The 21,372-nt window shown below is 69.2% G+C and carries 17 protein-coding genes and 2 pseudogenes; 14 read left to right on the top strand and 5 right to left on the bottom strand.

From position 1 onward, the window contains the following. The first annotated feature begins 3 nt into the window (after positions 1-3). The 4 genes from ACH4U7_RS46700 to ACH4U7_RS46685 all read left to right on the top strand — a co-directional run bounded on the left by ACH4U7_RS46700 (position 4) and on the right by ACH4U7_RS46685 (position 7,218). The gene (locus tag ACH4U7_RS46700) at positions 4-3,288 is read left to right on the top strand and encodes a sarcosine oxidase subunit alpha family protein (protein ID WP_398533845.1); all 3,285 of its coding nucleotides are present in this window, start codon (positions 4-6) and stop codon (positions 3,286-3,288) included. After that, entirely contained in the window at positions 3,281-3,883 is a 603-nt protein-coding gene (locus ACH4U7_RS46695) for a sarcosine oxidase subunit gamma (RefSeq protein WP_398533844.1), read from the top strand. Before ACH4U7_RS46700 ends, ACH4U7_RS46695 begins: the two co-directional genes overlap by 8 nt. 133 nt (positions 3,884-4,016) lie before the next feature. Beyond that, entirely contained in the window at positions 4,017-4,847 is an 831-nt protein-coding gene (gene folP / locus ACH4U7_RS46690) for a dihydropteroate synthase (RefSeq protein WP_398533871.1), read from the top strand. Between the two features lie 40 nt (positions 4,848-4,887). Then, a complete protein-coding gene (locus ACH4U7_RS46685; protein ID WP_398533843.1) occupies positions 4,888-7,218 on the top strand; it encodes an FdhF/YdeP family oxidoreductase in 2,331 nt (776 codons plus the stop codon). Here the strand turns inward: ACH4U7_RS46685 and ACH4U7_RS46680 are convergent. Beyond that, positions 7,206-8,003 (bottom strand): IclR family transcriptional regulator, encoded by a 798-nt coding sequence (locus ACH4U7_RS46680; protein WP_398533842.1) that lies wholly within the window; start codon positions 8,001-8,003, stop codon positions 7,206-7,208. The two genes, ACH4U7_RS46685 and ACH4U7_RS46680, sit on opposite strands and share 13 nt — an antisense overlap. A gap of 265 nt (positions 8,004-8,268) precedes the next feature. Here ACH4U7_RS46680 and ACH4U7_RS46675 point away from each other — a divergent pair, with 265 nt between their 5' ends. From ACH4U7_RS46675 to ACH4U7_RS46650, 6 genes and pseudogenes are all read left to right on the top strand, one after another. Next, positions 8,269-9,354, top strand: coding sequence for an S-(hydroxymethyl)mycothiol dehydrogenase (locus ACH4U7_RS46675; RefSeq protein WP_398533841.1), 1,086 nt, complete (start codon positions 8,269-8,271; stop codon positions 9,352-9,354). Further along, positions 9,351-9,626 (top strand): hypothetical protein, encoded by a 276-nt coding sequence (locus ACH4U7_RS46670; RefSeq protein WP_398533840.1) that lies wholly within the window; start codon positions 9,351-9,353, stop codon positions 9,624-9,626. Before ACH4U7_RS46675 ends, ACH4U7_RS46670 begins: the two co-directional genes overlap by 4 nt. Before the next feature lie 19 nt (positions 9,627-9,645). Continuing rightward, on the top strand, positions 9,646-10,779 hold the full coding sequence (locus tag ACH4U7_RS46665; RefSeq protein ID WP_398533839.1) for an aromatic ring-hydroxylating dioxygenase subunit alpha: 1,134 nt from the start codon (positions 9,646-9,648) through the stop codon (positions 10,777-10,779). Between the two features lie 80 nt (positions 10,780-10,859). Next, positions 10,860-12,242 (top strand): L-serine ammonia-lyase, encoded by a 1,383-nt coding sequence (locus tag ACH4U7_RS46660; RefSeq protein ID WP_398533838.1) that lies wholly within the window; start codon positions 10,860-10,862, stop codon positions 12,240-12,242. A 61-nt stretch (positions 12,243-12,303) separates the two neighbouring features. Next, a pseudogene (locus tag ACH4U7_RS46655) lies at positions 12,304-12,681 on the top strand (formate dehydrogenase accessory sulfurtransferase FdhD); the annotation flags it as partial. Positions 12,682-13,574: 893 nt separating this feature from the next. Continuing rightward, the gene (locus tag ACH4U7_RS46650; protein ID WP_398533837.1) at positions 13,575-14,027 is read left to right on the top strand and encodes a hypothetical protein; all 453 of its coding nucleotides are present in this window, start codon (positions 13,575-13,577) and stop codon (positions 14,025-14,027) included. 5 nt (positions 14,028-14,032) lie between these two features. Here the strand turns inward: ACH4U7_RS46650 and ACH4U7_RS46645 are convergent, their stop codons facing one another. The 3 genes from ACH4U7_RS46645 to ACH4U7_RS46635 form a co-directional block, all read right to left on the bottom strand. Beyond that, positions 14,033-14,545, bottom strand: a complete 513-nt coding sequence (locus tag ACH4U7_RS46645; protein ID WP_398533836.1) for an NUDIX hydrolase — start codon at positions 14,543-14,545, stop codon at positions 14,033-14,035. Between the two features lie 419 nt (positions 14,546-14,964). Beyond that, complete coding sequence (locus ACH4U7_RS46640) at positions 14,965-15,324, bottom strand: hypothetical protein (protein WP_398533835.1); 360 nt, start codon at positions 15,322-15,324, stop codon at positions 14,965-14,967. Between the two features lie 665 nt (positions 15,325-15,989). After that, positions 15,990-17,042, bottom strand: coding sequence for an integrase core domain-containing protein (locus ACH4U7_RS46635; RefSeq protein WP_398533834.1), 1,053 nt, complete (start codon positions 17,040-17,042; stop codon positions 15,990-15,992). On the opposite strand from ACH4U7_RS46635, the gene ACH4U7_RS46630 reads away from it, so the two are divergent. Continuing rightward, the gene (locus tag ACH4U7_RS46630) at positions 16,980-17,807 is read left to right on the top strand and encodes a transposase (RefSeq protein WP_398533833.1); all 828 of its coding nucleotides are present in this window, start codon (positions 16,980-16,982) and stop codon (positions 17,805-17,807) included. The two genes, ACH4U7_RS46635 and ACH4U7_RS46630, sit on opposite strands and share 63 nt — an antisense overlap. 42 nt (positions 17,808-17,849) lie before the next feature. Continuing rightward, positions 17,850-17,993 (top strand): annotated as a pseudogene (locus tag ACH4U7_RS46625) (ATP-binding protein); the annotation flags it as partial. Between the two features lie 83 nt (positions 17,994-18,076). Here ACH4U7_RS46625 and ACH4U7_RS46620 read toward each other — a convergent pair. After that, the gene (locus ACH4U7_RS46620; protein ID WP_398533832.1) at positions 18,077-19,099 is read right to left on the bottom strand and encodes an LD-carboxypeptidase; all 1,023 of its coding nucleotides are present in this window, start codon (positions 19,097-19,099) and stop codon (positions 18,077-18,079) included. A gap of 438 nt (positions 19,100-19,537) precedes the next feature. Between ACH4U7_RS46620 and ACH4U7_RS46615 the strand changes: the two genes are divergently transcribed. Then, positions 19,538-20,377 carry an endonuclease/exonuclease/phosphatase family protein gene (locus ACH4U7_RS46615; protein WP_398533870.1) on the top strand — a complete coding sequence of 280 codons (840 nt, stop codon included), beginning with the start codon at positions 19,538-19,540 and terminating at the stop codon, positions 20,375-20,377. 454 nt (positions 20,378-20,831) lie between these two features. Continuing rightward, complete coding sequence (locus ACH4U7_RS46610) at positions 20,832-20,963, top strand: hypothetical protein (RefSeq protein ID WP_398533831.1); 132 nt, start codon at positions 20,832-20,834, stop codon at positions 20,961-20,963. The last annotated feature ends 409 nt before the right edge of the window (positions 20,964-21,372 follow it).

Here is a 21,372-nt window from a genome sequence, read left to right as displayed (position 1 = left end):
ACCATGCTGCTCATCCCCTGCCCGTGGTGCGGGCCCCGCGACGAGGCCGAGTTCCACTACGGCGGCCAGGCACACGTGCCCTATCCCGAGGACCCCGCGGCCCTCACCGACGAGGAGTGGGCTCGGTACCTCTTCTTCCGCGGCAACCCCAAAGGACCGTTCGCCGAGCGGTGGAGCCACGCGGCCGGCTGCCGCAGGTGGTTCAACGCGGTGCGGGACACGGCGACGAACGAGATCCTCGCCGTCTACAAGGCGGGGGAGCCGCGTCCGGCGACTCCTGAGCCGAGGCCTGCCCATCCGGCCTCTCCGCCCCTTTCCGAGCCACATCCGGCCCCCACAGCCCGGCCGGCCCTCAAGGGCGAGGCCGAAGAGCGACCCAAGCGCCAGGGGACGGGATCCACGGGCCAGGCGCCGCCACGCGGCGGCCACCGCACACCGGACGCGGCGGGAACCGGCGCGGTGGGGGACAAGAACCAGCCCTACCGCCTCCCCACCGGCGGCCGAGTCGATCGGAACACCCCCCTCACCTTCGTCTTCGACGGTACCGAATACCAGGGCTACCGAGGGGACACCCTCGCCTCGGCGCTCCTCGCGGCAGGGGTCGTCGCGGCAGCGACGAGCATCAGGCTCGGGCGCCCCCGCGGCATCTTCTCGGCCGGCGTCGAAGAACCCAACGCGGTCGTCCAGATCGAGGCCCCCTTCCCCGAGCCCATGCTCCCCGCCACGGCCGTCGAGCTCTACGGCGGTCTGGTCGCGAGCAGCCTCCCCGGCCAGGGCCGCCTCGCCACCGAACCCGACCCCGCCCGCTACGACGCCGTGCACACCCACTGCGAGCTGCTGGTCGTCGGCGCGGGCCCGGCCGGCCTCGCGGCCGCGGCGGCCGCGGCGAACAGCGGCGCACGCGTCATCCTCGCCGACGACCAGCCGGAACCCGGCGGCAGCCTGCTCGGCACCGGCGAACACCTCGACTGGGTGGAGGCGACGCGCGCGCGGCTCGAAGCCGACCCCGAGGTGCGCGTCCTGCGCCGCACCACCGTCTTCGGCCACTACGACGACAACCACGTCCTCGCCGTCGAGCGCCGGACCAACCACCTCGGCGCCGCGGCCCCGGACCACGTCTCCCGCGAGCGCGTCTGGCGGATCCGCGCCCGGCGCGTGGTCCTCGCGACCGGCGCCCACGAGCGCTCGCTCGCATTCGGCGACAACGACCGCCCGGGCGTGATGCTGGCGTCCTCGGCCCGGACCTACCTCCACCGGTACGCCGTTCTGCCCGGCCGTCACGCGGTCGTGTTCACGACCAACGACAGCGCCTACGCCGCCGCACTCGACCTGGCGGCGGCGGGATTGGACATCGCGGCGATCGTCGACACCCGGCCCGATCCGGGGGAATGGGCCGAGCGTGCCCGGTCCGCCGGGATCGAGGTGCTGGCCGGACACGCGGTCACCGGCACGGAAGGCGGGGACCGCCTCACCGCCGTGACGATCGCCCCGTACGGGGAGTCCACCGGACAGCGTGGGTTCGCCGTCGACCTGCTCCTGGTCTCCGGCGGCTGGAACCCGGTCGCGCACCTGTTCAGTCAGGCGGGCGGCACGCTGCGCCACGACGACGGACTCGGCACCTTCGTTCCCGACAGATGCCGTCAGGCGGTGGAGGTCGCGGGCAGCGCGAACGGGGCCTTCGACCTCGCCACGACCCTCGTCCAGGGCGCGGCGGCCGGCGCCCGCGCGGTCGAGGCGGAGGGCTACCCCGCCGAGGCACCCGCCCTCCCGTCCGTGGCCGCGCGGCCGCACACCGCGCCCATGCGGGTCTTCACCGTCCCCACCTCCACCGGCGCCCCCCGGTTCGTCGACCTCCAGCGCGACGTCACGGTCGACGACCTGGCGCGGGCGACCGGCGCCGGCCTGCGCTCGGTGGAGCACACCAAGCGCTACACCACGGCCGGCACCGCGAACGACCAGGGCAAGACGGCCGGTGTCCTGGCGAGCGGGGTCGTCGCCGAACTCCTCGGCCTGGACATCTCGGCGCTCGGCCTGCCCACGTTCCGGCCGCCGTACACCCCCGTCTCCTTCGCCGCCCTCGCCGGACGGGACCGCGGCGCGCTGCACGACCCGATCCGCAGGACCGCCCTGCACGACTGGCACGTCGAGCACGGCGCCCTGTTCGAGAACGTCGGCCAGTGGAAGCGGCCCTGGTACTACCCGCGGGACGGCGAGGACATGGAGACCGCCGTGCTGCGCGAGTGCCGCGCCGCCCGCGAGGGAGTGGCCCTCATGGACGCCTCCACGCTCGGCAAGATCGATGTCCAGGGTCCGGACGCGGCGCTCTTCCTCGACCGGCTCTACACCAACATGATGAGCACCCTGAAGGTCGGCATGATCCGCTACGGCGTGATGTGCCGCCCGGACGGCATGGTCTTCGACGACGGCACCGTCATCCGTCTCGCGGAGGACCGCTTCCTGGCCACCACCACGACCGGCAACGCGGCCGCCGTACTGGACTGGATGGAGGAGTGGCTGCAGACCGAGTGGCCCGAACTGCGGGTCCACTGCACCTCGGTCACCGAGCAGTGGGCCACCGTGGCCCTGGTCGGCCCACGTTCCCGCGAGGTCCTGGGCTCGCTCGCGCCCCGACTGGCAGTGAGCAACGACGACTTCCCGTTCATGGCGTGGCGTGAGACCGGCGTCGCCGGCATCGACGCGCGCGTGTGCCGGATCAGTTTCTCCGGCGAACTCGCCTACGAGATCAATGTGTCGCCCTGGGACGCCCTCGCCCTGTGGGAGGCCCTGTACCAGGCCGGTGCCCCCTATGGCATCACCCCCTACGGCACCGAGACCATGCACGTGCTGCGCGCCGAGAAGGGCTACCCGATCATCGGCCAGGACACCGACGGCACGGTCACCCCGCACGACCTCGGCATGAGCTGGGCCGTGTCGAAGAAGAAGCCCGACTTCATCGGCAAGCGCTCCTACGCCCGCGCCGATACCGTCCGCCCCGACCGCAAGCACCTGGTCGGCCTCCTCCCCGAGGACCCGGACGCCTTCCTCCCCGAGGGCACCCACCTGGTCGCCGACGGCGAACTGCCCGCCCCACCCGTTCCCATGCTCGGCCACGTCACCTCCAGCTACCGCAGCGCGGCGCTCGGCCGGACCTTCGCCCTCGCCCTGATCAAGGGCGGCCGGGAGCGCATCGGCGAACGCCTCTACGCGCCCGTCGGTGACCGACTGCTCCCGGTGACCGTCGCAAGCCCCGTCCTCCACGACCCCGAGGGAGCCCGCCGCGATGGCTGACACCGCCCTGACCACACGGCAGCGCAGCCCCCTGGCGCATGCCGCCGATCGCCTGGCCGGCGCGACGCGCTCCTCCGGGGGCGCCGTCCGCCTGGCCGAACTCCCCTTCCTGGCGCAGATGAACGTCCGCCTCGACCCCAAGAGTCCGGCGGCGGACGCCGTCGGACTCGCCCTGGGCCTCCGACTGCCCGTGGAACCCGACACGGCCGTGTGTGCCGGGGACCTGACCGCGGTGTGGCTGGGCCCCGACGAATGGCTCGTGGTGGGGCGGCCCGGCGCGCAGCGGGACCTGGAGAGCCGGATCCGCTCGGCGGCCGGGGACGGCCCCGTCTCCGTCACCGATGTCTCCGCTCAGCGCACCACCGTCCTGGTCGCCGGACCGAGCGCCCGCGACCTGCTGTCCCATGGCTGCTCACTGGATCTCCACCCGCGCGCCTTCGGCCCCGGCCGCTGCGCGCAGACCACACTGGCCCGCACCCAGGTCGTCCTGGTCGCCCGCGACCCGAGCGGGGAGGAACTCTGGGTGCTGGTGCGCTCCTCCTTCGCCGGCTACCTGACGGACTGGCTGCTGGACGCGGCCGTGGAATACGTGTGAACGGCCCGCCACGCCCAGTCGCGGCCACGGGAGGCGTCACGTGAAGAGCGCGGCGGGCGCCACCACCCCACCGCGCCCGGGGACGCCGGAACTCCACCCGTACGGGCTCCCGCGGCCCGGCCGGACGCTGGTCATGGGGATTGTGAACGTCACCCCGGACTCCTTCTCCGACGGCGGGCGGTCCTTCGCTCCGGAAGCGGCGGTCGCGCACGGACTCGCCCTGCTCGAGCGGGGGGCGGACATCGTGGACGTGGGCGGCGAGTCGACCCGCCCCGGCGCGGCACGCCCGCCGGCGGAGGAGGAGCTGCGGCGCGTCCTGCCAGTGGTCCGGGAACTCGCCGCGGCGGGCGGGATCGTCAGCGTCGACACCATGCGGGCCGAGGTCGCCACTCGTGCGCTCGACGCGGGCGCACGACTGATCAACGACGTCTCCGGTGGCCTCGCCGACCCCGCGATGCTGCCGCTGATGGCCCGGGCGGGCATGCCGTACGTGGTGACGCACTGGCGCGGCCACGCGGCCGGCATGCAGGCGAACGCCCTCTATGGCGACGTCGTCACCGACGTGGTCGACGAGTTGCGCCTGAGGGTCGAGGCCGCGCTGGAGGCGGGGATCCCGCCCGGCTGCCTGATCATCGACCCCGGGCTGGGCTTCGCCAAGGCGCCCGGGCACAACTGGGAGCTGCTGGGCCGGCTCGGCGAGGTCGGCGCGCTGGGCCGTCCCGTCCTCGTGGGCGCGTCACGCAAGTCGTTCCTGGGGCATCTGCTGGCGGATCCGGCGACGGGACGCGCGCGCCCGGTGCTGTCGAGGGACGCCGCCACCGCCGCCGTATCCGTTCTCGCCGCCACGCAGGGCGTCTGGTGCCTGCGGGTGCACGACGTGTCCTCGACGATCGACGCGGTACGGGTGACCGCCCGCTGGGGCGTCGAGACGGCAGCCCGGCCACGTGACCGCCTGGGCGCCTGACAGCAATTTCACCGGCATATCCACGAGGAGAGACACGGACATGGCACGCAAGGCGCCGCGCGAGGACCCCGGCGAGGACGCTCTGCGGGTGACCGAGCCCAAGGCCTGGGCCGCCGGGATCCCCGCGGTGGCCCATGCGCTGCGCATGGGGTACGACCAGATGGGCGTGCGACGCACCGCGCTCACCCTGCTGAAGGTCAACCAGAAGGACGGCTTCGACTGCCCCGGTTGCGCCTGGCCCGAGGGCGATCACCGGAGCAGGGCCGAGTTCTGCGAGAACGGGGCCAAGGCCGTCGCCGAGGAGGCCACCGTCCGGCGGGTGACGCCACAGTTCTTCGCCGAGCACCCGGTGGGCGAGCTGGCGGGCCGCAGCGACTACTGGCTCGGCCAGCAGGGCCGCCTCACCGAGCCGATGTACAAGCCGGCCGACTCCGAGACCTATGTGCCGGTCACCTGGGAGACCGCCTTCGACATCGTCTCCGGTGCGCTGAAGTCGCTGCGCAGCCCCGACGAGGCCGCCTTCTACACGTCGGGCCGTACCTCCAACGAGGCGGCGTACCTCTACCAGCTCCTCGTACGGCGATTCGGTACCAACAACCTGCCGGACTGTTCGAACATGTGCCACGAGTCCAGCGGCTCGGCGCTCACCGAGACGATCGGCATCGGGAAGGGCAGCGTCCGCCTCGACGATCTGTACCGCGCCGAGCTGATCTTCGTCGTGGGGCAGAATCCCGGCACCAACCACCCGCGGATGCTGTCCGCGCTGGAGAAGGCCAAGCGGCGGGGTGCGCGCATCGTGGCGGTGAACCCGCTGCCCGAGGCCGGACTGCTGCGCTTCAAGAACCCGCAGAACGCCCGCGGCGTCGCAGGTGGCGGCACACCTCTGGCCGACCGGTTCCTTCAGATACGGCTCGGGGGCGACCTGGCGCTCTTCCAGGCGCTGTCCCGGCTGCTGCTGGACGCCGAGGACGCCGAGCCCGGCACCGTCCTCGACCGCGACTTCATCACCGCGCACACCGACGGGTTCGGGGCCTACGCCGCACAGCTTCGCGCACTGGACTGGGACGACGTCGCCGAGGCGACCGGGCTCCCGCGCGATGTCATCGAGGCCACCGCCCGCGATGTCATGTCCGCCCGGTCGATCGTGGTGTGCTGGGCCATGGGGCTGACCCAGCACAAGCACTCCGTGCCCACCATCCGCGAGATCGTGAACTTCCTGCTGCTGCGCGGAAACATCGGGCGCCCCGGCGCCGGGGTGTGCCCCGTGCGCGGTCACTCCAACGTGCAGGGCGACCGCACGATGGGCATCTACGAGAAGCCGCCGCCGGAGTTCCTCGACGCGCTGCGGAAGGAGTTCGGATTCTCCCCGCCCCGCCACCACGGCCTCGACGCGGTGGAGACCATCCGGGCGATGGGCGCTGGCAAGGTGAAGGTCTTCTTCGCCATGGGCGGCAACTTCGTCTCCGCCGCTCCGGACACGGCCGCCACCGAGCGGGCCCTGCGAAGCTGTCGGCTCACGGTCCAGGTCTCCACCAAGCTCAACCGCTCCCACGCGGTCTGCGGCCGCGAGGCCCTCATCCTGCCCACACTCGGCCGCACCGAGCGGGACCTGGGGCCGGACGGGACGGACCGCTTCGTCACCGTCGAGGACTCGATGGGCTTGGTGCACGCCTCCCGGGGCGGGCTGCCACCCGCCTCCTCGCACCTGCTCTCCGAGCCGGCCATCGTCTGCCGGCTGGCACACCGTCTCTTCGGCCCGGGCGGCGACGTGCCGTGGGCGGCCTTCGAAGCCGACTACGATGCCGTCCGCGACAGCATCGCCCAAGTCGTGCCCGGCTTCGCCGACTTCAACACCCGGGTACGGCGCCCCGGCGGCTTCACCCTGCCGCACGCCCCCCGCGACCAGCGACGCTTCCCCACCCGTACGGGCAAGGCCAACTTCACGGTCAACCCGGTCGAGGTGCTGCGCGTTCCGCCCGGCCGCCTGCTGCTCCAGACGCTACGCAGCCACGACCAGTACAACACCACGATCTACGGCCTCGACGACCGCTACCGCGGGATCCACCGCGGACGCCGGGTGGTCCTCGTGCACCCCGACGACCTGGCGGAGCGAGGGATCACCGACGGCGGGCTGGTCGACCTCGTCAGCGAGTGGGCGGACGGCCTGGAGCGGCGGGCGGAGGCCTTCCGCGCCCTCGCCTACGACACGCCCCGCGGCTGCTGCGCGGCCTACTTCCCCGAGGCCAACGTGCTCGTCCCGCTCGACTCCGTGGCCGACACCTCCAACACGCCGACGTCCAAGAGCGTCGTGGTACGCCTGGAACGCCGTGGTACCCCTCCCGCGGATCGCGGGCAGGATCAGCCCACGTAGCCCATGCGGTGGCTGATCTCGTCCGCGCCCTCGAGCAGCAGGGGGGCGAGCTCGTGGATGCGCTCCTCGGTGAAGCGGTAGGCGGGGCCGGAGGCGCTGAGGGCGGCGACGACCTCGCCGTGGTGGGAGCGGATCGGGGCCGCCATGGCGTGCAGTCCGATCTCGAACTCCTCCAGCGTCACCGCGTACCCGCGCTTCCGTGCCTCCGCGAGGTTCTTCTCCAGCCTCGTCCGGGCGGTCAGGGTGTGCGGCGTCAGCTTCTGCGCCCCGGCCGCCGCGAGCACGTCGGCGCGCTCCTTCGCCGGCAGGTGGGCCAGCAGGATCTTGCCGCTGGACGTGGCGTGGACCGGGGTGAGCTGACCGACCCAGTTGTGCGTGCCGACCGCGCCCGGTCCGCGCACCTGGTAGAGGTTGACCGCGTAGTGCTCCTGGAGGACGGCGATGTTGACGGTCTCGCCGATCTCCTCGGCGAGGCGCTCGCACACCGGCCGGCCCTGCTGTGTGATGTCGAGACGGCTCGTGACCGCACCTGCCAGGCGCACGATCCCGAAGCCGAGCCGGTACTTGCCCCGGTCGGCCGACTGCTCGACCAGGCCGCGTGCCTCCAGCGCCCCGAGCAGGCGGAACGCGGTCGACTTGTGGACGTCGATCTCGGCGGCGACCTCGCTGACGCCCGCCTCACCGCGCTGGGCGAGGATCTCCAGAACGCTGACGGCACGGTCGACGGACTGCACCCCGTTCGCCGCGGGACCTGTTGTTTCGCCATCTGCTGTCTTGTTGCCCATGGCGCAACTATAGGCGGAGGCCGGCGTCCTCGCAGTCCCCTCCTGGCCGCATGTCGCGCCGGCCTTTCCCGGCCGACTCCCAACAGGAGGCAACGTTCCTCGGGCAACCCCTTGACAGTGGTCGCTCGCAGGGAAGACAGTTTGGTCGATCGTTGCTTATGACGAAGATTATTGCGTATTGCGCAACAAGAGGCGATGCCCCCCGCCACCCGGCCCATCCGGCCGAAGCTCACGTTCGGCAGTTCCCGCGACGAGGAGATCGACAGTGACACACGAGGTACGCGCCGTCGTCGCCCGGCAGAAGGGCGCGCCGGTCTCGGTGGAGACCGTCCTGGTGCCGGACCCCGGTCCGGGGGAGGCGCTGGTGCGGGTGCGGGCCTGCGGTGTCTGCCACACCGACCTGCTCTACCGGGAGGGCGGGATCGGCGACGAGTTCCCGTTCCTGCTCGGCCACGAGGCCGCCGGTGTGGTCGAGGCGGTCGGTGAGGGGGTCACCGAGGTCGCGCCCGGCGACTTCGCCGTCCTCAACTGGCGCGCGGTCTGTGGCCGGTGCCGGGCCTGCCGCAAGGGTAAGCCGTGGTACTGCTTCGCCACCCGCAACGCCACCCAGCCGATGACGCTGGCCGACGGCACCCCGCTGTCCCCGGCCCTGGGCATCGGTGCCTTCGCCGAGAAGACCCTGGTCGCCGCCGGCCAGTGCACCAAGGTGGACGCGACCGCCTCGGCCGCCGCGGCCGGGCTGCTCGGCTGCGGTGTGACGGCCGGGTTCGGCGCCGCGGTCAACACCGGCGGCGTCGGCCGCGGGGACTCCGTCGCGGTGATCGGCTGCGGCGGGGTGGGCATGGCCGCCATCGCGGGTGCCAAAGTGGCCGGCGCCGGCCGCATCATCGCCGTGGACATCGATGAGCGGAAGTTGAAGTGGGCGGAGCAGTTCGGCGCCACCGACACCGTCGACTCCTCCAGGACCGACGCCGTCGAGGCCATCCGCAGCCTCACCGGCGGCTTCGGCGCCGACGTGGTCGTGGACGCGGTGGGCCGTCCCGAGACCTACAAGCAGGCCTTCTACGCCCGCGACCTGGCCGGCACCGCCGTTCTGGTGGGCGTGCCCACCCCGGATCTGACCGTCGACCTGCCCCTGCTCGACGTGTTCGGCCGCGGCGGGGCGCTGAAATCCTCCTGGTACGGCGACTGCCTGCCCTCCCGTGACTTCCCCGCCCTGATCGACCTCTACCTGCAGGGACGTTTCGACCTGGGCGACTTCGTCAGCGAGAAGATCGCCCTGGACGAGGTGGAGGCGGCGTTCGCCAAGATGCGCCACGGCGAGGTCCTGCGTTCGGTGGTGGCACTGTGACGGCGCGGACCAGGAAGGCCAGTGCGGCACAGCCGAAGGTGGCCGTCATCGGTGCCGGAATCGCCCCAGGAGTCCGCCGCACCGCATCCGGCGGCGCCGAGGCCGCCATCTTCCCCCCGGACGTCCCCAGCGACCCCGACGCCCTCGACCGGTTCTCCGGCGACGGGCCCGAGTTCGTGCCCGTGATCGGCGAGATCCCCGCCGACCTGGCCATTGACGGCACCACCGAGCACCCATCATCCCTTTTCGGCCCTCGCCGCGTGCGGGTCTGACTCTTCCGAAGGTGATCTGATGACCATGATGGATCTGCCCCCGAGCCTGATCTCCACGCTGCCGGGGGAGTACTACACCGACCCCGGACTCTTCGCCTCGGAGCAGGAGCGCGTCTTCGAGGCCATGTGGTTCTGCGTGGCCCGCGCCGCCGAACTGGCCAAGCCCGGCCAGTTCCGCACCTACCAGGTCGGACGGGAAAGCGTGCTGGTCTCCCGCTCCCGGGACGGCTCGATCAAGGCGTTCCTGAACATCTGCCGGCACCGCGGCGCCAAGCTGTGCACCGAGGAGTCCGGCGAGGTCAAGCGCGCCTTCCAGTGCCCCTACCACGCCTGGACCTACGGCCTGGACGGCAAGCTGATCGCGGCCCCGAACCTGACGTCGATGCCGGACATCGACCGGACCGGGTACGGCCTGATCAACGTCCATGTCCGCGAGTGGCTCGGCTATGTGTGGGTGTGCCTCGCCGACACTCCGCCGTCCTTCGAGGAAGACGTGATGGGCGCGGTGGTCGCGCGGCTCGGCGACGCCGAGTCGATCGAGAACTACGGGATCGAAGACCTGCGGCTGGGCCGCCGCATCACCTACGACGTGAAGGCGAACTGGAAGCTCATCATCGAGAACTTCATGGAGTGCTACCACTGCGCCACCATCCATCCCGAACTGACCGAGGTGCTGCCCGAGTTCGCCGACGGCTACGCCGCCCAGTACTACGTCGGCCACGGCGCCGAGTTCGGTGAGGAGATCCAGGGCTTCACCGTCGACGGATCCGAGGGCCTCGACCGCATCCCGGGTGTCGCCGAGGACCAGGACCGCCGCTACTACGCGATCACCGTCAACCCGCAGGTGTTCATCAACCTGGTGCCCGACCATGTGATCTTCCACCGCATGTACCCGATGGCACCCGACCGCACGGTCGTGGAGTGCGACTGGCTCTACCTCCCGCACGTCGTCGAGAGCGGCAAGGACGTTAGCCGGTCCGTGGAGCTCTTCCACCGGGTCAACCAGCAGGACTTCGACGCGTGTGAGCGGACTCAGCCGGGGATGAGCTCGCGGGCGTACACCAAGGGCGGTGTCCTGGTGCCCAGCGAACACCACATCGGCGCGTTCCACACCTGGCTGCGCGAAAAGCTCGGCACACGAGCCGTCGACTGATCCCTCCCCACCCCCGCCCATCTGCGGAGGCGTGCCCATGGCGCACGTGGGCACGCCTCTTCGATCCCACGGAGTACGGCGTGGCAATCAGCGTCTTCGACCTCTTCTCCATCGGCATCGGCCCGTCCAGCTCGCACACCGTCGGCCCGATGCGCGCTGCCGCGATGTTCGCCGCCCGGCTGAAGAGGGACGGTCTGCTCGCCCAGACCTCCGCGGTACGGGCGGAGCTGTTCGGCTCCCTCGGAGCCACCGGGCACGGCCACGGCACCCCCAAGGCCGTGCTGCTCGGCCTGGAGGGCAACGAGCCCCACACCGTCGACATCGCCCAGGCGGAGCTGGACGTGGAGCGGATTCGCAGCACCCGGCGCATTCGCCTCCTCGGTGCCGAGATCGGCCCCACCCACGAGATCGACTTCGATGTCTCGACCCAGTTGGTCCTGCACCGCCGGCGCTCGCTGCCGTACCACGCCAACGGCATGACGCTCTTCTCGTACGGCGCCGACGGCCTGCCCCAGCTGGAGAAGACGTACTACTCGGTCGGCGGCGGCTTCGTGGTCGACGAGGACGCCGCCGGAGCGGACCGGATCAAGCTCGACGACACGGTGCCGGCCCACCCGTTCCGCACGGGTGACGAGCTGCTGCGGCTCTCCCGGGAGACCGGCCTGTCCATCTCCGCGCTGATGCTGGAGAACGAGAAGGCGTGGCGCACGGAGGAGGAGATCCGCGCGGGACTGGTGGGTATCTGGCGGGTCATGAAGGGCTGTGTCTCCAGCGGCCTGTCCCATGAGGGCATCCTGCCCGGCGGCCTGAAGGTCCGCCGGCGGGCCGCGGCGGCGGCCCGGGCGCTGCGCGGCGAGGGCGACCCCGCGGGGCGCGCGATGGAGTGGGTGACCCTCTACGCGATGGCGGTGAACGAGGAGAACGCGGCAGGCGGCCGGGTCGTCACCGCCCCCACGAACGGTGCGGCGGGCATCATCCCCGCGGTACTGCACTACTACCTCGACTTCGTGCCGGGCGCCGACGAGGAGGGAGTCGTCCGCTTCCTGCTCGCGGCGGGCGCCATCGGCACGCTGTTCAAGGAGAACGCGTCGATCTCCGGCGCCGAGGTCGGCTGTCAGGGCGAGGTCGGCTCGGCCTGCTCGATGGCCGCCGGGGGGCTCGCCGAGGTGCTGGGCGGCAGCCCGGAACAGGTCGAGAACGCCGCCGAGATCGGCATGGAGCACAACCTCGGCCTGACCTGCGACCCGGTCGGCGGCCTGGTCCAGATCCCCTGCATCGAGCGCAACGGCATGGCGGCGGTCAAGGCCGTGACCGCCGCCCGGATGGCCCTGCGGGGCGACGGCCGCCACCACGTCTCCCTCGACAAGGTCATCAAGACCATGAAGGAGACCGGCGCCGACATGAAGGTCAAGTACAAGGAGACCGCCCGGGGCGGCCTCGCCGTCAACGTCATCGAGTGCTGAGGAAGCGGGCGGAGCGGGAAGTCCGGCCCACAGCACCCGCACCACCGGGATGTGAGGCCATATGGGACGGGTCACCGAGCGGCGGCGGGTGCTGCGCATCCGGGACGGAGCGATGAGCACCCGGCCGGACACACTGGTGGCCGAGGAGCCGCTGGAGATCCGGCTGGGCGGTGAGCCACTGGCGATCACCATGCGCACGCCCGGCGACGACTTCGTGCTGGCCGCCGGGTTCCTGGTGAGCGAGGGCGTCCTGAGCCGGGCCGAAGACGTGGCGAACATCGTGTACTGCGCCGGCGCCACGGAGGACGGATCGAACACGTACAACGTGGTCGACGTACAGCTCGGCCCCGGTGTGCCGATGCCCGACATCACGCTGAAGCGGAACGTGTACACCACGTCCTCCCGCGGGCTGTGCGGAAAGGCCGGCCTGGAGGCCGTGGCGGCGCTGTACGGCTCCGAGACCCGCTGCTACCGTGTGCTACGGATCGTTGCGGAGAGTTGTCACTGGGCTGGGGGTCAAGGGGTCGCAGGTTCAAATCCTGTCGTCCCGACCAGCATCATCGCAGGTCGGAGGCCGTTTCCGCGGGTAGCGGAGGCGGCCTTAACCGTTTCCGGGCTGGGAGCAAGTGGGAGCCCTCTGGGAGCCCTCGTGCTCCCAACTCGCAGACGTGTCAACGGTGCCCGATTCGTCCGTCACCCGATCCGGTAGACCTACAGCGCCGTACCGCGCCCCCACGCGCCGTCGTCAACCGAAGGCCCCCGATGTCACCCGGTCGATTCGGATGCTCTCTGCATCGAGAGGTATAAGAACCCCTTGTCGGCTCTCGACCCCCTTTCGAGGTGGGAGCACGATCTCGTGCTCCCCATGCGACAGGGGGAAGCTGTGGGCTGAGGGCCTCGGTCGGTGTGTTTCCGCAGGCAGTCGGTGCTGGGGTGTCCCGGCCGCAAGGTGCCTGCCGTGTCAAGACGAGGTAATGCCCCTTGGCGTCCGCCGGCAGACGGGGCACTCCCAGGGCGTGAGCGCCCTATCGGGCTCTGTAGCGCCGTAGCGAGAAAGTCGGCAGATGCCCTCGCGCGCATAAATAGTGTCCAAGCGACTGCTGGGCTGGCCGTAGGGGGTCTTCGTAGGAGGCGGGGCTTCGGCCCGGTCGTCCTTGGGATGGAAGGTCAGCGGGATGGCCAGGCCGTGCCTGGACGGTGGCGCGCGAAGTGACGAGCCACAGGCCATGGCATTTCCGACAAATCTGGTGTCGCCGTTACACGGTGACGGCCGGTTGAGCCTCTCAACTTGTGCCGGGTCGCGGTGGCCCGGCCTTTCGTGAGCGGAACTGGATGAATACGGCAACCGTGATCCTGGCCATCGTCTCGATTGTCTCTGACAAGGTTTGTCTGCTGGTTGGCCTGTGGCTGCGTCTGCGCTCTCACTCATCTCAGCATCCGGCAGTACCAGCGGCCAGGTGCGGAAGTCATTGCCCTACTCGTGGTCGCACCATCCAAAAGTGGCCGGGAACGCAGATCGTCTCCAAGTCCGCAGAATTGTTCGGCGTCATCGCGGCCATCATCCGGCGTCACACGCGGGACGGCCGTACGATCCCACTGCTGCCGCGCTACGACCCTCACGAGCGCCGCAGCAGCGCGCCCATGCCGTTCCTGTTCCAACGGCGGATCGGCACGAACCACGAGTCATCTCCGACACTTACCGTCGTCAACATGCCCAAAAAAGTCAGTGAGTTCACGAATGCTGACGTGCTGATCTCTATGAACCGAAGGTTGATAGGCCGATGAGGACCCTAACTCAAGGGTCGCCGGTCCGCCCGACTCAGGTTGCGGTACCAATCGAATGCCTCGCGCGCATCCGGGACGAACTCCTGCTGTTGTACGAGGGATTCGAGCTCCGTCTCGGTGAGCCAGTCGTGCCAGGCGACTTCCTCGACACTCGGCCGGATGGGCGTCGTGATGACGACCTCGTGCAGTCCGAGCCAGTAGGGGCTGATCACGCCCGCGCAAAGGAATTTGAGCACAAAGCGCGGGGCGGCATGAACGCCCAGTTCCTCCGACAGTTCCCGGGCTGCCGCCTCTTCGTACGACTCGCCGACATCAGCGGCACCGCCGAGCATCCAGTTGTACTGACCTGGGAAGCGGGACGAACCGTCGGGGCGGCGGTGGACAAGGAACCGTCCGTCTTCGTCGCGGCACACGATCGTGGCGATGCGGTGCAGCCAGCCCTTGCGAATCGCTTCGGCTCGGTCAACGACTCCCAGAACCTGGTCCTGCTCGTCGACGCGGTCAACCAGTTCACCCATGGGACACACGATGCCAGGGGTTGCTCGCGGCAGAGCCAACAGGTCCTCGCGCTAGCGCTGTGACCACATACGTTCGCCGGGTTTGGCTCTGACGTCGTCATTCGGCCCCGCCCGGACGGCTAGAGCTGGCCCCGATTCGTGAAGATCCGTGACGGCTTCAAGTGGCTCCTCCTGGTGACCGCCGCCTGGTCAAGGCCAGGTCCGAATGGGGCCGTTCAAGCCGTCACTTCACATTTTGGGGCCGACTGGGACGTCTTGGCGGGGCCGCTGAACAACGTCGAAGCCACCGGGCTCGCACCGTGAGGCGGCGCCCTGTGTTTCGAAGGCTTCGGCGCCGCCTCCGGCCCATGTCGCAGGGTTCTGACGCAGCTCCTGCTGACTTCGCAGTGCTCTCGCACGCGCCGCGCGTCGAGCAGGTGTCAGCAGTAGGCGCGCAGCCCCCAGACGAGACTCCAGTTGATCTCGGTGGGACCGGAGTCGGCGGGCGCGACATGGTTCACGGAGCCGTAGTAGTCGAACATCTTGACTATGCCGCCTCCGGGAAGGCGGTTGTCCCAGTATCCGACGCCGCTCCAAGGCACTAATGCGGACTCGCCGCAGTGCAGGACGAGCTGGTCGCCGCTGCCGCTGGTGGCGCAGAACCCGTCGGGCACGGTGCACGGAGCCGCGGCCGCACGGCTGGTTGAGAAGCTGTCGGTGGCGGCGGCGCCGGTGGTCGTGCCTGTCAGCGCAGCGGCCGAGAGGGCGAGGACGGTGAGGGCGGTGCGTGTCTTGCGCATGTGTGCCTGCTTTCGTGTGGGTCCGGTCGCTGTGGTGGCAGCGTGCTGGAACGGGTGTGGGAGAACCTGGGGCGAATCTTGATTGTGCCGGTGGTCGGCGGTGCGTACCACGATCGGGCACGCTGGGCCTTGTGGCAGCGCTGCGCCCACGTACGCCTAACGCTTGAGGCTTGCGGCCCACCGCGGCGCAGTCCCGTCTGCGGCGGGCCCTTGCGGTCCTGACGGACATCGGCGACCCACGTGCGGCCGCCGTCAGCACCAGGCTCGATCACCTCACCTGGCTTCGACGTTGTTCAGCGGCCCCACCAAGACGTCCCAGCCGGCCCCAAAATGTGAAGTGACGGCTTGAACGGCCCCATTCGGAACTGGCCTTGACCAGGCGGCGGTCACCAGGAGGAGCCACTTGAAGCCGTCACGGATCTTCACGAATCGGGGCCAGCTCTAGCCGTCCGGGCGGGGCCGAATGACGACGTCAGAGCCAGCCGGGTTGGTGGTTGGGGCGATTGGATGGGCGGTGACGTCCGTTCCGACCGCTGGAGGTGTGGTGGCTGAGCCTGTACGGGTGCGCAGACTGACCGATCAGGAGGGCCAGAAGCTGCAGCAGATCGTGCGCCGGGGCAGTACCAGTTCGGTGCTGCCCTTGCCAGAAACCTCATCCGTGCAGGTCACGCCGCGTGCTGATATTCGTGGAGGAGGCCGCCGAGGCGATCGTGTCGGCGTATGTCGAGGTGGGCTAACGTGTCTGGATCGTCGATCGGCGGGGGCAATGGGTGCAGCGGTCTGCCGTTCGCGATGCCCTGGTGTGGTCGGTGTCCGTTGTAGAACTGCTCGAACTCGCGCAGGGTGTGGAGGAGATGTCGCTGGTTCCAGATCAACGTCCGGTCCAGGAGCTCGCGGCGACAGGTCTGTATCCACCTTTCCACGATCGAGTTCATCCTCGGAATCTGGATGCCGCTGAGCACGACTTCGATTCCCGCGTCCTTGAGGACGGCATCGAACAGTTCGGGGAACTTCCCGTCCCAGTCCCGGATCATGAACCGTGCCCGGCAGCCGAGGTCTTCGAGGTCCATGACCAGGTTCTTCGCCGCTTGCGCTACCCAGGATGCGATCGGATGCGTGGTGGCGCCCAGCGCCCGGATCCGGCGACTGCCGTGTTCGATCACCACGAGCACGTACATCCGAACCCCCGACAGGGTGACTGTTTCCATGAAATCGCAGGCCAGCAGCGCATCAGCCTGGGAGCGCAGAAAACTGGCCCAGGTACTGGAGTTCCGCTCGGGTGCTGGGTCGATGCCGGCCTCCTTCAGGATTTCCCAGACGGTGGACGCGCCTACCTTCACCCCCAGTACGAGCAGCTCGCCGTGCAGGCGTCTGTACCCCCAGCTCGGGTTCTCCTTCGCCAGGCGCAGCACCAGGGTGCGGATGGAGCGCACGGTGCGCGGTCGTCCCGGGCGTTTGGGCCGGCAGGAGGCGGCATGGCGGCGTGCGACGAGGTTGCGGTGCCAACGCAGTACCGTGTCGGGGCGTACGAGTAGCCGTAACTGTCGCAGGACGTGCCGTGGCAGCCGGTGCAGGAGCGCTGCCAGGAATGCTCGATCGCTCGGGGTGAACCGAATCTTGTCCTTGCCGAGTTGGCGTTCCAGCACGGTGATCTGGTGGCGCAGGGCGAGGATCTCAGCGCCCTTGTCCCGGCCGGTCATCGGCAGCAGGCGAAGCATCGCGAACGCGTTCGATACACCCAAGTAAGCCAGTCGCACCCGAACCTGATCACGAACATCGCCACCACCCACTCCACACTTCCCGACAGCAAGGCTCTCGACGCCGTCCACCACGCGCTCCAGCAACGCGGGCTGCTGCCCGATGAGCACTATCTCGACTCCGGCTACGCCACCGCCGAACTCATCCACGGCTCGGTGAAGACCTACGGAATCGCACTGATCACCCCGGTCCTGCTGGACACCTCCCGCCAGGCCAAAGCCCAGGCAGGCTTCGCCGCCACCGACTTCACCATCGACTGGGAAGCCAAGAAGGCCACCTGCCCCGCCGGACATACCAGCGCCACCTGGAACCCCGTCGTAAGCGAAGGTATCCCCAAGACCGTGGTCAGCTTCGCCGCCCTCGACCGCATCCCCTGCCCCTTCAAACCCCAGTGCACCACCGCGAAGAAGAACCGCCGCCAACTCTCCCTCCACTCCAGACAGATGACCGAGACACTCCGGCACACCCGAACCTGGCAGAAGACCGAGGACTGGAACACCGACTATGCCCTACGCGCCGGCATCGAGGGCACCATCCGGCAAGCCACCGCCGTCACCGGCACACGCCGCGCTCGCTACCGCGGCCTGACCAAGACCCATCTCGAACACATCTACTCCGCCGTCGCACTCAACCTGATCCGCCTCAATGCCTGGTGGAACGACCGCCCCCTGGACCGCACCCGCACCAGCCACCTCACCCGACTCGAGCACACCCTCACCGCATAACCACAATGGGCAACAGGATCGGGCAAAGTGCCAGCCCCAGATGGCTGGTCAAAGACCTTCATCGATCCCCGGCTCTGCGCGGCGATCGTGGACCGGCTCACCTTCAACGCCACCCTCATCGAGACCGGCACCGAGTCCTATCGACTGGCCCGCACCAGGGCGCACAAGAGCAACGGGATGAAATAGCCCTGAGCCGTTCCCCAATACTGTCGCCGTACTCGCATTGCGGCGCGTGCTGCCGAGGCTGTCGGCCCGCTGGTCTACGTTGCTCAGCCGCCCGGTCCGGTCACCGTGAACGGGCGTACCGCCGGTTCGAGCAGCGACAACGTTCGCTGCTGCGCGTCGAGGGCGACGCGGATGCCGACCGGCATCGGCAGATTCGGTCCGGCGTGTCCGAACTCGACGTTGCCCAGGACCGGGATGTCACGGTCGCCGAGGACGTCGAGGACGATCTCGCGCAGGGTCGGGGACCCGTCGGGCGAGTCGAGTCCGTCGATCGCCTCCGGGATGCCCACGACCATGCCGGAGATCCGATCGAGGATGCCCGCGTGCCGCAGTACCTGCAGATAGCTCCACACATACGCTGCCTGGCCGCCGATCTCCTCCCAGAACAGCACCGCGCCGTCGAACCATTCGAGCGGCAGCGCGTAGGGCGTCGCCTGCGCCAGCACGATGCGGTTGATCACCCCTCCGATCAGCCGGCCTTCGGTGCGACCGGCACGCCAGCACTCCCACGACGGAGTGGCCGGCAGCGCACCGATCGGCTCCGTACCGGTCAGCAGCGTCGAGTAGAGCTTTTCGAGTTCCACCCCGCGTGCTGCGCTCACGCGCTGCCAATGCCCGCCAAGTCCAGGGGTGGCCACGTCAGTATGGAAGCCGACCAGACCCGTGCGCGCGTAGAGCACCAGATGCAGCAGCGAGATGTCGCTGTAGCCGAGGATCGGCTTGGGGTCGGCCACGATCGCCTCGACATCGATCAGGTCGAGGTAACCGAGCACCGTCTGGCCGCCGTCATGCGCGATGATCGCGCGCACTTCGGGATCCCGCAGAAGAGCATTGAGCTCTTCTGCGATCTCCGCCGGCCGAGCCGCACTCCACCAACGGTGCCGTCCCACTTCGAGGAGCGGCGCCCGACGCACGCGGAACCCCATCCGCTCCAGCACGACCACCGCCTGCTCAAGGTCGGGCTCGTAAACGGCATGGAGCGGCCCGGACAGCGATGCGACAACGACGAGATCTCCGGGCCTCAGCGCACGAGGACGAAGCAGTTCAGGCAGCGCAGTAAGGATCACCGAGGCAGTATCCCGGCACCCTAAGCACCACGCGACACATTTACCGGCGTCTATCCACGAAGCCCCCGGGCCCAGAGCAAGCCGCCTTCCGGGGCCACTTCGCGACGCCTGATCTTCGCGAATCCTCCCCAAAATAGGGGCAGTTGGAGTCACCCCGGGTGGAGCCAAATAGCGCCGCCCTGGCCAAGGTGGCCACCTTCACGCCCAGCACGAGCAGCCTGCGCCATGTTCCGTGGTCGGATGGTCATTCGCGCTGCACGGATGGCACGGCGACCGGTGTGCACGTGCGGCGGTACGATTCAGGTCGACCTGGGCGAGGCGGCGGCTTCGTCCGAGCGCAATGAGATCCGGCACACCGCGTATGTTGCTCACAACTCCGTCCCATAACCTCGTGCATGGAGACGTCGGATGCCACGTGTATCCAACTCTGAGGAGGCGATGGTGCTCGGAAGGGACACGCGGTTGTTCGCGGGCGCCGTGTTCGTGGCCTGCATGGTGCTCGTCGGCCCCAGCGCACCAAGCGGCGCGCCCCTCGCCAGGTCACTGCCCGCCGATGCCGTCAGGGGTGTCGTGCCGAACCGGGTCATGACGTGGAACATCTGCAACCCCTGTGAGGAAAGCAACGTCGACCGCGCAGCGGAGATCGCCACGTATGCGCCCCAGGTGATCGGCCTACAAGAAGCGTGCGTGCGTGACGTCGAGAGGATGCGGGACTATCTGGAGGGCTTTTACGGGCTGGTTTACCACGTCGAGTACGGGATGGTTCTTCGGAATTGGGGCCGCTGCGGGGGAGCGCCGTGGAGTCCGGGGGCATTCGGCCAAGCGGTCCTCTCGGTGGCGCCGATGACGAACCCGGTCGACGTGGAGTACCCCGACGGCGGATCCGAGGACCGTGGGTACATGGCAGTCACCACCAGTGTGGGCGGCCGGTCCGTCCGGGTCTTCAACACACACCTCGCTGAACGACGTCAGGAGGCAGTCCGAGCAGACCAGACCGACGTACTCGCCGCAGACGTCGCCCGGCACGACCGCGCGATCGTTCTCGGCGACTTCAACGCTGTGCCGGACGCTCCCGAGCTCACCGGGATGTGGGCACTGGCCGCGGACACAGACCCCCAGTGTCATCCCTCGTCTACCGGAACCTGCAAGCCGACCACCGACTGGCAGAGCAAGTTTGACTACATTTTCCTGCGAGGCATCGTCTCGCTCGAGCACCGTGTGCTTCCGACCCCGTACTCGGACCACCACCTGTTGCACACCGACCTGGACCCAACTTGAGTGGGCGCCTGCGGCTTGGAGGTCCATGGCCATATTGCGGGGCGGCCTGGGTGACTCAGGCCGCGGTGGGGGGTGCGGTTGTGTCGAGGATCCGCACGCGGCGGGTGGCGTGCTCGATCACCGCGAGGACGTACAGCGTCGCTCCGGTCAGGGTTTCGATCTCGAAGAGGTCCGTGGAGAGGATGGCCTGGGAGCGTAGGAAGGTTGGTCGGGTGGTGCGTTGGCGTGTTCGGGTGCGGGGTCGATGCTGTGGTCCTTGAGGATGTTCCACACGGTGCCGGCGGCACCCCGCTGTGCTGCGGGCGGTGAGTTCGCCGTGGATACGCCGGTACCCCCGGCTGGGTTTCTCTCGTGCCGGCCGTAATACCAGGGCGCGCACGGATCGTGCAGTGCGGGGTTGTCCCGGCCGTTTGGGGCGGGAGGCCTTCGCGTGGCGGCGGGGCAGTAGCTCACGGTGGCAGCGCAGCTGCCCTTGCCGGAAATCTCATCCGTGCAGGTCACGCTGCATGTTGGTATTCGTGGAGGATGCCTGAAGGGTGTCTTTATCGCGGTACAGTGGCTGACCTGGGGCTTTGTGATCCTTTGAGGATGGGCGTGATCACTGATCGTGGGCCTGCGACTGCTCTATCTGATCTTCTGCCGACTACTGGGCTACCTTCTCCTCTGTGCGGTTCATCCGCCGTCGCTCAAGTGTGGGCATGATCAGTGATCGTGGGTCTGCGACTGCTTCACCTGATCTTCTGTCGACTACTGGGCTGCTTCCTGTTGCTGGGCCGATCGCCCGCCGCGAGCAACGCCGAGATCCTTGCTCTTCGTCATGAGGTCGCTGTGCTTCGTCGGCAGGTACAGCGGCCGCGGCTCTCATAGGCTGATCGTGCCGTGCTCTCCGCTCTCGCACGGCATCTGCCACCCGTCTTACGCCGCCATCGACTGGTCACCCCAGGCATACTGCTGACCTGGCACCGCCGTCTGGTGCGCTGGAAGTGGCGCCAGAC

Source organism: Streptomyces sp. NPDC020845, from assembly GCF_044334165.1.
Taxonomy (GTDB): domain Bacteria; phylum Actinomycetota; class Actinomycetes; order Streptomycetales; family Streptomycetaceae; genus Streptomyces.
This window is presented reverse-complemented; position numbering and strand designations above follow the sequence as displayed.

Excerpts from the sequence above, each read along its gene's own strand:
- ACH4U7_RS46700 (WP_398533845.1), top strand. The coding sequence starts at position 4 with ATGCTGCTCATCCCCTGCCCGTGGTGCGGGCCCCGCGACGAGGCCGAG.
- ACH4U7_RS46695 (WP_398533844.1), top strand. The coding sequence starts at position 3,281 with ATGGCTGACACCGCCCTGACCACACGGCAGCGCAGCCCCCTGGCGCAT.
- folP (WP_398533871.1), top strand. The coding sequence starts at position 4,017 with ATGGGGATTGTGAACGTCACCCCGGACTCCTTCTCCGACGGCGGGCGG.
- ACH4U7_RS46685 (WP_398533843.1), top strand. The coding sequence starts at position 4,888 with ATGGCACGCAAGGCGCCGCGCGAGGACCCCGGCGAGGACGCTCTGCGG.
- ACH4U7_RS46680 (WP_398533842.1), bottom strand. The coding sequence starts at position 8,003 with ATGGGCAACAAGACAGCAGATGGCGAAACAACAGGTCCCGCGGCGAAC.
- ACH4U7_RS46665 (WP_398533839.1), top strand. The coding sequence starts at position 9,646 with ATGACCATGATGGATCTGCCCCCGAGCCTGATCTCCACGCTGCCGGGG.
- ACH4U7_RS46650 (WP_398533837.1), top strand. The coding sequence starts at position 13,575 with ATGAATACGGCAACCGTGATCCTGGCCATCGTCTCGATTGTCTCTGAC.
- ACH4U7_RS46645 (WP_398533836.1), bottom strand. The coding sequence starts at position 14,545 with ATGGGTGAACTGGTTGACCGCGTCGACGAGCAGGACCAGGTTCTGGGA.
- ACH4U7_RS46640 (WP_398533835.1), bottom strand. The coding sequence starts at position 15,324 with ATGCGCAAGACACGCACCGCCCTCACCGTCCTCGCCCTCTCGGCCGCT.
- ACH4U7_RS46635 (WP_398533834.1), bottom strand. The coding sequence starts at position 17,042 with ATGCTTCGCCTGCTGCCGATGACCGGCCGGGACAAGGGCGCTGAGATC.
- ACH4U7_RS46615 (WP_398533870.1), top strand. The coding sequence starts at position 19,538 with ATGGTGCTCGGAAGGGACACGCGGTTGTTCGCGGGCGCCGTGTTCGTG.